The organism is Bacteroides xylanisolvens, assembly GCF_018289135.1.
Lineage (GTDB): Bacteria > Bacteroidota > Bacteroidia > Bacteroidales > Bacteroidaceae > Bacteroides > Bacteroides xylanisolvens.
On record NZ_CP072216.1, the window covers coordinates 2,227,736 to 2,242,075 of the forward strand.

10 protein-coding genes are annotated in these 14,340 nt (G+C 37.4%); all 10 read right to left on the reverse strand.

Annotated elements, in window-relative coordinates; all coding sequences use genetic code 11:
* Nucleotides 1-60: 60 nt before the first annotated feature.
* The 10 genes from INE92_RS09565 to INE92_RS09610 all read right to left on the reverse strand — a co-directional run bounded on the left by INE92_RS09565 (nucleotide 61) and on the right by INE92_RS09610 (nucleotide 14,237).
* The gene (locus tag INE92_RS09565) at nucleotides 61-1,275 is read right to left on the reverse strand and encodes a polysaccharide pyruvyl transferase family protein (RefSeq protein WP_195436653.1); all 1,215 of its coding nucleotides are present in this window, start codon (nucleotides 1,273-1,275) and stop codon (nucleotides 61-63) included.
* A 12-nt stretch (nucleotides 1,276-1,287) separates the two neighbouring features.
* Nucleotides 1,288-2,466: a glycosyltransferase family 4 protein gene (locus INE92_RS09570; RefSeq protein WP_015532874.1), complete on the reverse strand. Its 1,179-nt coding sequence runs from the start codon at nucleotides 2,464-2,466 to the stop codon at nucleotides 1,288-1,290.
* Nucleotides 2,467-2,482: 16 nt separating this feature from the next.
* A complete protein-coding gene (locus INE92_RS09575) occupies nucleotides 2,483-4,228 on the reverse strand; it encodes a thiamine pyrophosphate-binding protein (RefSeq protein WP_015532875.1) in 1,746 nt (581 codons plus the stop codon).
* 25 nt (nucleotides 4,229-4,253) lie between these two features.
* Complete coding sequence (locus tag INE92_RS09580) at nucleotides 4,254-5,792, reverse strand: MATE family efflux transporter (RefSeq protein WP_015532876.1); 1,539 nt, start codon at nucleotides 5,790-5,792, stop codon at nucleotides 4,254-4,256.
* Nucleotides 5,793-5,821: 29 nt separating this feature from the next.
* Entirely contained in the window at nucleotides 5,822-6,688 is an 867-nt protein-coding gene (locus INE92_RS09585) for an SDR family NAD(P)-dependent oxidoreductase (protein WP_117684786.1), read from the reverse strand.
* Between the two features lie 674 nt (nucleotides 6,689-7,362).
* Complete coding sequence (locus INE92_RS09590) at nucleotides 7,363-8,775, reverse strand: undecaprenyl-phosphate glucose phosphotransferase (protein ID WP_195504238.1); 1,413 nt, start codon at nucleotides 8,773-8,775, stop codon at nucleotides 7,363-7,365.
* Nucleotides 8,776-8,794: 19 nt separating this feature from the next.
* A complete protein-coding gene (locus tag INE92_RS09595) occupies nucleotides 8,795-9,931 on the reverse strand; it encodes a chain-length determining protein (protein WP_117684788.1) in 1,137 nt (378 codons plus the stop codon).
* Nucleotides 9,932-9,946: 15 nt separating this feature from the next.
* A complete protein-coding gene (locus INE92_RS09600; protein ID WP_203462532.1) occupies nucleotides 9,947-12,361 on the reverse strand; it encodes an SLBB domain-containing protein in 2,415 nt (804 codons plus the stop codon).
* On the reverse strand, nucleotides 12,339-12,935 hold the full coding sequence (locus INE92_RS09605) for a UpxY family transcription antiterminator (protein WP_128858912.1): 597 nt from the start codon (nucleotides 12,933-12,935) through the stop codon (nucleotides 12,339-12,341). The genes INE92_RS09600 and INE92_RS09605 overlap by 23 nt, the downstream gene beginning before the upstream one ends.
* A 357-nt stretch (nucleotides 12,936-13,292) precedes the next feature.
* On the reverse strand, nucleotides 13,293-14,237 hold the full coding sequence (locus INE92_RS09610; protein ID WP_087323186.1) for a tyrosine-type recombinase/integrase: 945 nt from the start codon (nucleotides 14,235-14,237) through the stop codon (nucleotides 13,293-13,295).
* Nucleotides 14,238-14,340: the final 103 nt, after the last annotated feature.

Genomic DNA, 14,340 nt, shown 5'->3' on the forward strand with positions numbered 1-14,340 from the left:
TTACCTGTATAACATTCACGATAGTCTGTAGCTACATTTCATTTTGATTATCTTTCTTCTTCAAAGTTGATTAACAAAATAACTGAAGCATTTATTTGAAATGGCTTTTGCTAATGCTTGCACTTTTGAATCAGATTTTATATTGTTCAGTTTCTCTTTAAAGAGAACTAAAAATTCATTTGTTTTTTTCTCACTATCCAATGCAAATGTAATGTCTAACATACATTCTGTCTTTCCTAAAGTTTCCAACAAACCGGATATTTTATGTTCGTAACTGAGTGCTACAAATGGGACATTATTATTTATGGCAAATACTACAGAGTGATAACGGGCACCCACCAAGCATGACGCCCCTTGAATGATAGTCTGTTGGATATCACTACTATACTGATCAGAGATAACCGTTATAGGATAGTCTTTTTTCATGGCTTTTATCTCATTGAACAAATGAATATCATCTCCCTCATAGTTTCCGTAATTGAAAGTTTGAGGAAGCATAATAATTTCATGATCTGGATAATGTGCTCCAATAACATCCGTCATCCGTGAATAAAAAGACAATACCATTTCTTTTGAAATTCTTCCTTTATAAGCATAATGCCAAATTAATAAGTTAGGAACGAATACTATATATTTTTTCCCTTCTAAAATTTGTTGAATTTCTTTTGGAAGAATAACTTTAGGAGCATCCAAGAAAGCAGAATCTACCGTAGAAACATAACCTAATCCCAACTCTTGAGCTAATTTTTCTGTTTTACTGTCACGAATAGACAGAAACGAAAAATAATGCAACATCTCCAAACTTAATTTTTTGAAATCACGATTAGATTTGGTAGTTATGGGGAAGGGACCAAACGATCTACCATAATAAGCCAAAGGTTTTCGAGCATATTTAGCCAACTGAAGATAAAAAAGGTGATTCCAATCCTGAAAGCCTCCCATACAAATGCCACCAGAAGCACATATTATTAAATCTGCTTTTTTGTAGACTTGCAAAATATGTACGATTGTTGGATGCAACTTCCATAACCACTTTACTTTATAAATCATTCCCCAACAACTGCATTTTCCAAACCCTTTGAAAGCCCTTAAGTTCAAATATTGTACATTAGACAGATTGACATTAAACTGTTTGATAGAATCTTTATTCGCTTGTACAAAAAGTACTTCTATTCTGCAATCTGGTATTGAGTTGCAAATAGAACGGACAAGAGCTTTGTGAGCAGATTCATCCCCTCTGTTATTCAATGGTTGATTAATTATTACAATTTTCATTTCAGGACTTACTTACATCATTTTGGATAATACTTTTTTGCTCAATATATTACTATAAGACAGTTCGTTAAATGACAATCTTTTGTCTGGATCAATATCTTGTTTCTCCTCAATTATATCAGTTAGTACTTTCGATAGATATAACGCATCTTCTTGAGGCAGTTTGCAGCCAAATTGCCAGTTGTTAGAAACAATAGATGCACCACCTACATCTGTGGATACAATATAGCACCCCAAAGCAGCTGCTTGACTTAATACATTAGCAAAACCTTCAGAACGTGAGGTTAATAAAAAGACTCTAGATTTCACATAATATTCAAACAATCTTTTGGGATCATATTCAGGACCGATAAAGATGACTTTCTCCTTTAAAGAGGGATTGTCCTTGAAATACTGTTTTACATATTCTGCATATTTTGAAGTTCCTTTTGTAATAAAGCTATCAGTCATAGGACCCACCAACACTATTTTCCAATCTTTTAAGTCTGTAATTTTAGCCGCATCTAATATCATATCTGTATTTTTTTCATAGTTCCCTATTCTCCCCACATAGAGTATAATATTTTCCTTTTTATTATATGGAATCTCTTTTAGACTAAGATTATGAAATAATTCATCATCTATTCCAGGATAACAATGTACCAAACATTTCCATCCATTCTTTTTAAATAAAGGGATACAAGTCTCATAAGCATATTGGTTCGCTACAGAAAACACATCACATTTTTTGAAGAACTGATTACGGAACAGAATATCAATCTTCTTTTTTAGCCAATGGTGAGAATAAATAAATTCATTTTCTTTGCTATTAATAGCATCTTGTGAATTCAAATCACTCATAACCACTACTTTTCCTTTAGGATTTAATAATTTATAAAGAATTGTAATCAGCATAACCTGGCGGCTTTTATGTATCAGAAATATACTGCCGATAGATCGTGCAGGCAAGACTATATGATGTATCATATCGAAAAATTGTTGGAATGCAGTAGGAACCTTTGAGTGTAATTGTATGAACTTCATACCACGATGTTCATTAGGAACAGGTAATTCTCCTATATTATAACCATAATAAAAAGTACCTGACATATCCAATAACTTAGCAAGATAAAGAGGAAGTAATACTCCATCTTTAGTAAACCCTATTATTTGCGTATGACTGAAATAAGCAACAAATCGTTTCTGTTTCATACTATTTATCAGAAAATTACTTAATAACTTCTTTTATTAGATTGACCACCTTGTCACCTAAGATTTTTTTTATGCTTTGCTTTATTATTGTTTTAGCACCGGGGACTTCAATATTCCAGATTTGCTTTAAAGCCTCATTTTCATTATCAACTTGAGTAAATATCTCAAATATCATAGGTTTTTCAGTCAATTCCGGAGTGATGAATCGCTCATAACATTGAATAAATTCCTGTTTAGAAGAGGCTGATAAGTATTCATATCCTAAATTTTCCGCATAGTGTTTCACCAAAACTGGTGATTGATTTCCGAAATGATTACCTGCTGATAAATACCAGTCTATATTATTAACATACACTGAATTAAGCTGTTTGAATAAATGAAATTCAGCACCAAGCGAATTATTAATCAGGAGAATACGGAAATTACATTGTATATGCCTGTTCCCTAACACGTTCATATCATAAAAGAATGACAGGTCGCCAACAACTCCAAAGAATAATTTGTCAGGGCATGCAAGAGAAGCACCCAACAAGGATGACATATTCCCATCAATTCCAAATCCTCCTTCGTTACAATAGACCTCAATAGACTTATCCAATGGGAAATAGCCCCATGAACGGAGCGGACTTAAGATACCTAGATGTAAGGTACATCCCTTCGGAAGTTTATCATACAGCTTTGATGCAACATAAAGGTGTGAAAAAGGCAACTGCGGTAGATTACTTAATATGCGTTTTTGAGCAGAAAGACAGGATTGCAAATAACTATCACTTTCTGGTCCGTTTTCTCTTAAAGCATTATAATGTTGAAAAAAGTAGGATTCCGGCATTTCAAATACATGCGAAAGAGCATGATACCGATCTTGAATCTTTCCATCAGGGCTTATACGCCAAACTTGTTTAGGATTTTCTATAATACTGCAAAAGTCACTCATTTCTCCAACATGAATAAGGAGATCTGGAGAACGGTTAGGGTCAGATGAAGATTGTGAAGCATTCAAAGCATAATCTAATCGGTAATGACCATGAAAATTAGAAGCTGGATCATTGAATACCACAGCATTATATAGAGCACAAAATTTATCAATGAGTTCTGTTTCCGCTTCAGTCCAACGCAAATGTGTACCAATATAGAGTGCAATCTTACCGTTTACCGATAATTCAGGGAAAGAATCAAACGGCATTACACGACTTATTTTATTAACTTCAGGTAGCGATTTTATCGCAAATTTTTTGCTATACCGAGTAGTCAAATTGATATGAACAGGACCATATCCTCGATGGCTTAGCTCAAGAATTGCCATGTTAGCCTTTAGCATCACATTCCATTGGTCATCATCATCTTTCACAGTCTGAAGATGTACGCTCATTTTTACCGTATCCGCAGGTTGGATAGAACGGTCAATTACCTGAGGAATGAGTTGACCTATCTTTGATTCTTCCTGTGTAGATGTTACAGCAAGAATAGGCAATTTTCTATAGTAAGCTTCAGTCAATGCAGGAAAATAATTACGTGATGCAGTGGCACCGGTACAACTCAACACAACAGGTTGCATAATTTCTGCCGCCAAACCGCAAGCCATATAAGCCGCCGATCGTTCATCTACACAAGAATATATTTCAAAGAAAGAATCCTGTTGAACACTCCCCACAAATGTAACATTAGTCGAACCTGGTGATGCTACAATATGCTTAATACCATGTTTTTTAAGCAGAGCAATCAAGATTTGAACGTTACGTTCATCAGTATAAAATTGTTCCATATTTTTATATTAGTACATATAACTTTTACTTTTTATATAAACGCAGTATTACCTTTTCCTTAATAAAATACCTCTCGTTGGAGGTTAATCCTAAACAATATACAGCTATACTTGTAGAAATAAATGAAATAAACACTACTACAACAAGCCGAATAATACTTTGCTCCATGTACACAAAAAAGAACAAAGGTAGAATGATAGATACTCCCACCACGCTCACAATCTTCGGACATATTTCACAAAGAAATTCTTTAATTGAAAACTTCACCAATGAACAAAGCATATACATACGAACTATTTGTGAGATTAATTCAAGAAAAAAATGAACTACGAATACACTATATGCAGGAAACCCCATTTTTAACACCCCCCAGGAACAAGGTAATACTGCCAAAAGAATACATCCGCAAACCATGCTATGTTTCTTAACTTTTCCTGTAGCTTGTATAGCTGCCGACATAGGATTGGAGAAAGTCCACAACAATGAAGTACACAACATGATACGCAAAAAAACGACCGTATCGTTGGGCACATTTTTCAGCCAAATGGATAAAACTTCTCCTGCTTCAAGAATTACCGGAAAGGTGAGCATAAACAGTAAAAAAAAAGAAAACCGTGTACTTCTGTATATAAGTCGGTTCATTGACTCAAGATCTCCCTGTGCATAAGTTTTTGTAATCTGTGGGTTTAAAGCCGTTTGAAAATTTCCGCAAAATTGAAATACCGCCATTTGCACCTGAACCGCTATGCCACGAGCCGCATTAACTATTGGCCCAAAGAACATATTCAACAAAACATTAACACCCTGAGTATGCATTACTGAAGCAAAGTGCCCAACAAAGCTCCAGCCCGCAAAACTAAATATTTCTTTCATTAAATTCCTCTCATACCGATGTTTGTACTTCGCCTCTTTAATATGTCGGTTACAATAAATACTATAACATAAACGTATCAGCAATTGAACTAACATAATTAGTAGAGAATACGTTATTAATCTATCACAATTTATCATCGGAAGAAGGATAACAATTATTAGTTTTAATGCAACTTCCAGCACCGAAATATAAGCGAAAGCAGACATTCTTTCATGAGCAATGACAGCCGCATTATAAGGTACAGACATGATAGAGATGACAGCAGTAATAATACTACACTGGTACACCCATATTGATGCTGTCAGCCGATTGACAGGAATCTGCATTTTGTTAAGCAGAAACCATAGCCCTATTGTTTCTGCCAAAAGAATAATACATAAAGACAATAGTACATGTATTTGTATTGTAGTGCTAAATACAGACTGAAACCTTGAAAAATTACCTTTCCCCAACTCAAAAGTCAAGTATCGCTGAGTCGCACTAGACATGGCCCCATTCAAAAAAGAGAGCATAATTACAATTCCTCCTACTACATTATAGATTCCATAATCTGAGATACCTAATGTGGCTAATACTATACGACTAGTATAAAGTGAAACCACCATTATAAAAAGCATCCGTATATAGAGCAAGAGAGTATTCTTCGCTATCCTTTTATTATTTTCCCGGTTTATTGACATCTGTTTCATATAACTATTACCGCCAAAAGTATATGAGTTTAAAATTCATAGTTTACATCATCTAACGTTATCAGTCCAGAACCACCTGTCATATAAATAATATCTCCTACGATACTGCGTCCCATATTGCTTACCAAAAAAACAGCCATATTAGCTATCTCTTCGGGCATGGCACATCGTCCTATTGGATTTTTGAATGCAATATCTGTATTACTTTCTTTAAAAATCATACGGGTTGCCGTTGGTCCAGGCGCAATACCGTTAACAATAATACCGTAGGGAGTTAAAATTTTCGCCAATCCTAATGTCAGGCCCCTTATCCCCCATTTTGTGATTGTATAAGCAGACGCCGCAGGACGTAGACTTGAAGAAGATGCAATATTTAGAATATTTCCTTCAATGTGTTGTTCCTTGTAATAGTGTCCTATCATTTGAGATAAAAAGAATACACCCTTAAGATTGGTATTGACAATATTGTCATATTCTGTTTCTGTGGTATCTCTAATATCTCCGCCCAGTACTCCTGCGTTATTTACCAATATATCTATTTGATTAATATCTTTCCAACGAAGCATTTCCTCTAATTTTTCTTTGAAAATAGGTACATCACAATTATTCATTTGAATACCGTGAACTATATAATTTTGATGTATGCTTTTCAACAGTGAGCAGGCATGTTGGATACGATCTTTATCACGCCCCGTTATGATTACTTTTGCTCCTGCTTCAAGATAAGACTTGGCTATTTCAAAGCCAATACCCGAAGTAGCTCCCGTGATCAATGCAGTACGCCCCTTCAGCATTTCATTTGGGGCAAGTTTTGTGATATTGGCTATTACATGGCGTTCAGGTATACCATGTAATAAAAAAACAAAAGCACGTTTTAAGTATTTTTTTATTGACATTTCAAATAATACAAGCAGTTACTTTAAATCCAGAAGAGTTCTATTATAGAAAAAACAACAATAACTCCCATCTTTATACTTCTTAATCATTATTTAACAGCACGTTTTTCACCTCATCCACATACCAATTATAATACGCTCTAGAGACATACCAAAAGGGCAATCAAATATTTCAAATCAATTGATACCATAAAGGATAATCTTGTGTTTATCATAACGCACGCTTTTTTAGACAGAAAAGCGAGCGTGCCACCCTCATAGAAAATTAAGATATTCTTTTTTTAATCAATTGAAATAAATGATACTTACCAAACACATATCTGTAACATAATCAATATACAAAAGTCTGATATCCTCATTAAATGCTAATATCCAACCTCTATCTTTTCGACAAGAAACTTCAGCACGGAAAAGCAAATATTCTGAAAATGAATAGTCTACACAAACTCAACCAGAATAATCGAAGCATTACAATATTTCTGGTAGTATACAAAATAAGCAATTGAATACTTACAGTACATCCAATGCAGTCCGACTGGTATAAAGTTGTACTGTCATGATGAACAGCATTCGTGTATAAAGTAAAAAATTGTTCTTAGCTATCCGTTTACCATAATCAAAGGGTAGTAGACATTAATTCACTCTGTATGGAGTTAAGAGTTATTTTTTATTTTTCAGTACGCATTTTTTTCTCCCGAGACTACATTCGCCACAGTCTTATAAATGATATAGATATCAAGCAGCATTGTCCAATGTTCCATATACCAAATATCAGCCTTTACACGTTCCTCCATCTGTGAAAGTTCCCTCGTTTCACCACGAAAGCCATGAGTTTGAGCCCAACCGGTTACTCCAGGTTTTATAAAGTGCCGCACCATATACTTATCAATCAAACGGGCATAAGTCTCCGTATGAGCCAACATGTGTGGACGGGGACCAACTATCGACATATCACCCTTAAAGACATTGATAAACTGGGGAAGTTCGTCTATATTAGAACGACGAAGAAAGTTCCCAAAACGAGTTTTTCGGGGATCATCAGCCGTAGCCTGTTTACTATCGGCTTCATCATTCACTTTCATAGAACGGAATTTGTAACACACAAAATCCACACCATTCAAACCCGTACGCATTTGTTTAAAGAACACAGGACCGGGAGAGGTCAACTTTATGATACTTCCAACTATGAGATAAACAAAAGGAAAAATAGTAACTAGAAAAAGGCCGGAGAAAACAATATCAAATATCCGCTTCAATATACGATTCTCCATCTTACCCAAAGGCTCATAACGCAGATTCAAAATAGGCATATTGCCAACCATACTGTGCCAGATACGACGAGGAAAACCTTTACAGACATTAGGAACACCATGAAAATAAAGCAAATGGTTTTCACAATGATTCATGATAGAAAAATTATAACGTCCCTCCTCCATCGACAGAGAACAAAAAACATGCTTGATTCCCGGGTGTGCGGACATAAAATCTGAAAAACCGTCAGGATTACCCAAATAAGAACATTGCGAAGAAAGGGCTTCGTTCGGTTTAATATCAAAATAACCCACGACCTCATATAGAGAAGACGCCAGAGAACTTTCCATCTCCTCATACAATACCTGCATATTATTGCCTCCACCTATAAAAACGGCATAACGTCTATGCTTGCCCTTAGCACAATAGACCATCAGGAAATGACGGATAATAATGCGATAAATACTTAAGATGACAAAGAGGAAAGAGAAATAAGCGACAAAGAAAAGAGGAGAATAGATAGAGATTCCACTAAAAGTCATGATACATGCCCAAAAGATGGAAAAAGCTATAATATTCTTCAACACGCGCAACACTAGCTGGTCGGGGCGTATTCCCCGACTATCCCAAACTCTCCCACGAGAACCGGAACAGGCCAGATAACAGAGACTTAACGAAGTCATCATCCAGGAAACTCTACAAGAGAAAGGTAAAGAAACAAAAGCTTCCTCCCAAAAGAAAAGGAGAAAGGACAATACCAGATTCAGAATGATCAGGTCTCCCAGAACTGCTATAAATTCTATAAATTTATTGATTTGACTGGTGGTTGATACCATATCACATTAAAGATTGATTTTAGGCACATACTTCTTTGAACTTATTCAGAAAATCTTTTCCGAATAAATTCCAGAATATAACAATACAAACTGATAGGAAAACAAAAACTAAAACATATACCTTCCTACTGGTTCCCGAAGGATATAATGGTACAACTGCAGGCTCTACCACAGCAAAAACAGGTTTTTCTTCCTGAACTTTAGCTCTGGCAACCTGAAGCTGACTGGCAACCTGACTGTATACCTGGTAAGCCAAACTCATGTCATTCTGCAAACGTTCCTGTTCGGTACGAACACTCTGCAAAATGATATTGTCATGGGAGTCCATATAGTCGGCGTATTTCTTCTGAGCGACATAATATTCTTGTTGACGTTCTTTAAACAATTTCTCCAGATAGAGACAATCCTCTTTAGATTTGGAAGTACGATAATCTATGATGTATTCCTGCAATTTCTTAACCACGGAATCGGCTACGACTGCAGCAACTTTAGAATCCTGAAAAGTTGCAGTAACGGAAGTCATTGAAGTTTTCTTATCCACAGAAGCGACAATCTTTTTCTTTAGTGATTCAATCTTCTGAGATTCCTTTTTGGATAATTCAATGGTACCTTGACTCGCTTTATCCAAAAAAATAGATTCATCCTCATCTTCGATAAACAAAGACTTTACTCCGCCAATTACCATACCAGGAAACCCGATTACATAACTCCACCAGGGAGAAGATTCTTCATCTAAATAAGAACTTAAAGAGATTTTCTCACTCCCTGATACAGGTACTTTCATATTAGAAAGTTCCAACAAGAAGGGAGTAGAAGAGACGATATCTGCAGATAAGGAAGCATTCAAGGCATCGGTTCCATCTCCCATAGAAACTCCACTTCCTAAAAAAGAAGCAGCCAAACCGGATAAACCACCACCTTTGTTATTACCCATTTCCGGAGAAAGAGTAACTTCAACCGTGTACTGCTTAGGGATACTTATCGCAACAATAATACCAATTATCAGTCCAATACCGGCAGCTTTATAGATCTTCTTACGAATACCTATTACCTTACGAAGAAGATCCATCAAATCAATTTCGATCTCCTCATCATTGTGATTATTATGCAACTGTTTTGTTTCCTTTTCAGACGTTTGTTCCATCAAAGTAGACATAAATAAAGGTATTCGTTATTTCTTGATTAAATTAGCAATAGAGGCAATCATCATACCCAACGAACTGAAAGAAGTAGCATAACCCAAAATGTTACCAATATTGGTATTCTTCTTAGCTTTACTAGGCACAATTATCTCACAACCCGGTTCAATCTGTTTCTTACCACTACCCTTCACTTTAGTTACCTGGCCATTCATGTATACGATAAATTTCTTACTCTTCTTTGCATTTTCAGAATAACCACCAGCCTGATTCAGGTAATAATCTATATTCTCACCCTTTATATAAGAAACTGTATTTGGAACCATCACAGCACCATTGATCGTGACCGTATTATTGTTCTTCGGAATGGAAATCACGTCACCCTCACGCAAGACAATATCCGCTGTACTGCCAGGATTGGCCAGTGCTTTTTCCAAATCAATGCCGACTGTAAAATGATCTTCTACACGAATACCTAAAGAGTCAATCATAGCTTCTCCCAACTGTCTACTCATTAGGCGGATTACATCAACCATACGTTTCTTTTCACTTGCATTAGCTACACGGGTTAACTTTGCACCACGTAAATAGGCATAATTCGTAGCACCTCCCGCTTTATTGATCAAATCTGAAAGACGTTCTTCACGACTGGTCATGGCGTAAGACCCTCCGAACAGGATTTCACCTTCAACGGCTACATTCTGCTGAGCCTGATAACCCGGACTACGACGAACATAAACCTCATCATAAGGTTGAAGTACGAAACCCGGTGTGCCGTCGACGACAAAACCTTCTTTCAGGGAGAATGTATACGTCCGACCAATCGTATCATTATCCACTGTACTATGGGGATTCCTGATTCTACGCGATACATCCACACGAACAACAGAAGCGGCCTCACGCAAGCCTCCGGCCTGAATGATCAAGTCTTCAAGAGTCATGTTGTCAGCATAAGGATAGGAATCAGGTTTGGCCACTTCGCCGTGGATTACAACATCTCCCCTATCTTCCAAATCATGGATACTGGGAATATAAAGAATGTCGTTTTTCGCCAGGATGATATTTTGAGAAGTACCATCCATGATGGCTTTAATGTCAACAGGGATAACTTCAGTAGTAAGATCCTCACGTTGACGATAAAGGACAGCACGATTCAAGAAAGCATCACCCGTCAGTCCTTGGGCTTCGTTCACCAATTCGCGGACGGTATTCAGTTTACCGTTTAGCTGGTAGATACCGGGACGGTAAACGGCACCACGGATTTCAAGCTTATTAGTGAAGCGGTTAAGGATAGCCTCGGCAGTCACAACATCACCATTCCGCATTTTATAGACACTATAATCAAGGTCCTTGACTGTGTTTACTTCATACTCCTGTCCGTTTTGGCGTACGATACGCAAGGAACGGGTGTAGGCGTCGGCCTCAAACCCACCGGCATAACTGATTAGAGTAGATAAATTTTCGTCCTTCTTCATTTCGAAACGCATCGGACGTTTCACTTTTCCGTCAATCTTAACCAATACGTCATAGGCGGGAACAATCACAACATCACCTTCTTGTAGACGAATGTCATCCTGAATGTTGCCTTTCATGATAAATTGGTAGACGTCAATCGTGGCGATGTTTTTGCCATTACGTACCAGCTGAACATTGCGAAGGCTTCCTATGTCACTCACACCTCCTGCACGGTAAAGTGCATGGAAGACAGTAGAAAAGGAAGAAAGAGAGTAAGTGCCCGGTTGGACAACTTCACCCATCACATTGATCTGAATAGTACGGATGCTGCCCAGAGTCAGACGGATATCAGAAGTGGGATCATTCGTATTATTAAGACCATTATATATCTTGTTTAATGTTTTTTTGAGGTAGTCATTGGCTTCAGCAATAGTCAGGCCGTTCAGGTTGACGGGACCTATTTTCTGAATGTTAATCGTGCCATCAGGAGAAATCTGTTGGCGGATAGTGTTCTGGCTGGCTCCCCAGATATCGATAATCACTTCATCACCGGGACCGAGACGGTAATTTAAAGGGGTGGCGATGTTGACACTGGGTTCAAAAGTCAGGTTACGGGTATTAAAAATGTTACGTCCGAAAACCTGATTACTACGTGCAAGATCTTGAGTACTCGGATGGTCTTCCAGCATATCGGAGGTGTTCTCCTTCATTTCTTCACGAAGACGGGATTCATTGACATCCGTACCGGTAGCGTTGGAAGCATTGACGTTGTTCTGCTGCTCATAAAGCTGCTTCACACGCATAGCCTGTTCTTTGGTCACGCCCTTACGGGCAAGTTCGGAGGCTAATTGTTTTTGTTCTTTCCCTTGTCTAATCCCCTCTTTGACATACTCCAACACTTGAGAATCGCTCATATTTTGAGCCATCAAAGGAGAAAAAACTCCTAACAGTAGAATGAATAGAAATATGTTAAAGTTTTTTTGTGTCGTCATTACTAATCTTTGTAGGTTCTACATAACCGATTGGCATATCTACACAAGCACAGCCAAGCATATTTAAACGAACGGCAATCTTACTCTTACCCCCGACAGTCACGAGTTCGCCAACAAGGCCGCTCAAAGGACCTTTTATGACACGAACTTTCTCACCACGCGCCAGTGGAGTATCATTCATACAGACTGCTTCATCGGAATAATCGAGCATGAAACGGAAACGCGCCATCTGCTCGTCAGGAATAACGGCAGGAGTGCTTTCACCACGCATCACCATATAACGGCTAACTGTGGAGAAGCTTAGGACTTCCATACGCTCTTTTGGATTGACATGAACAAAAACCATCATGGGAAGCAAGACTGTATCAACCATCTTTCGACGGTCGCTCCATTGATGGATCTGTTGCTGAACGGGAACAAAAGAATCAATTCCCATCTTAGACAAACGCTCGGATACCTTCTTCTCGTGATGCATTCGAACGAGTGCTACATACCAGCGTTTTGAGTGTGCTACGCCTTCCCCTGTCCCACTAATAGGCCCGGCATTTACTGATTTTGGTTTCGTTAAAATCATATTTTTTTACCCCATGTGATTCCGTTACTTCTTAGGTAACGGATAACACACATATAGGATACACATAGCAGTGAAAAAAGGAAAAAAATCGATTATGAGGGAATATAAAAGCGGGTACCTAACATTCAATATAAGACTTTTTTGAATTTAGGTAATAAAAATCCCTTGAGCATGAAGATGTTATCTTTCATGTTCAGATAGATTCATGTTGCATATTTGAGAGAAAAAGGAAAAAAAGAAGTTTTTTGCTTGTTTGCTATTAATATTTTTACCTATCTTTGTAGCGAATATATTTCCGTTACCTAAGAAGTAACACCAGCATTAAGTCCCTAATCCATAATGCTTTAATAATATTAATCAGAACATTTTAAAACTACATACGTAAGAATAATTCAATTTATTAACCTTTGTTCTTTCTTCCAATTCGAAACCCTTTAAATATATCTGTGTTGTTTTAATAGATTTGTGCCCTAATGATTCGCTAATCATCTCGATAGGAACACCTCTGTACTTGGCAGTCGTAGCCCAAGAATGACGAAGCGTGTAAGACGTGACGGATGAAGATATCCTTAATTTTCTGGACAGGCTTTTCAAATCATTATTGAAACGTCTCAAGGCTGACTGATATTCACGATAAGCTTCCTCTTCCTCTCTCTTATATGCTCCGCTTAATATCCGAAAAAGATAATCAGGATAATCGGGACTCCGCGCATCGGTTTTATTATATAATCCTCCGATTGCATTGTGCGCTGACTCCAACACTTCTATACTCATAGGAGTACCAGTCTTGAGACGGTTGTACTTTAAAAGACCTTGTTTCAAATTGGACTTTTCCAAATGGGCCAAATCAGAAAAAGGCATTCCACAAAACTGAAATAACAGATTGGCAATAGCCTGTGTCCGGCGAAGCTTTTCCGATTGAGGATCTTTGTTTAGTAATATGTGAAGTTCACCGATCGGGATGGCTTTCTTCTGACGTGTGTCCACCCCGGTAAATACATCCCGGAACAAGCCATGTACATAAGGAGCCTGATGCGTATCGACTCCGCGATTGTAGATACTACGAAGCATACGCATATACGTAGAAATCGTATTAGGCTTCAAACGGGAAGCCAACAGATAGTTGCTATACCTCTTTAGAGTTTCGCGGTTTATCCTACTGAACGTAATGGATTGGGTCCCACAAAACTGCGAAAAAGAACGAATAGCGTGTTTATACACGTGGGCCGTAGAATAACGACCCTCTTGTCGCAAACAATCGATGTAATTGTTTGCACAAATAGTAAATCGATTTTTTTCCATAAATTATAACTTATCTCATAAGTGTTATTAAAAAACGTGCGGAATATAGTAAGATTATAGATAAAATGAATCACATTTTTAAATTTAGTCACTGTTTTAGATG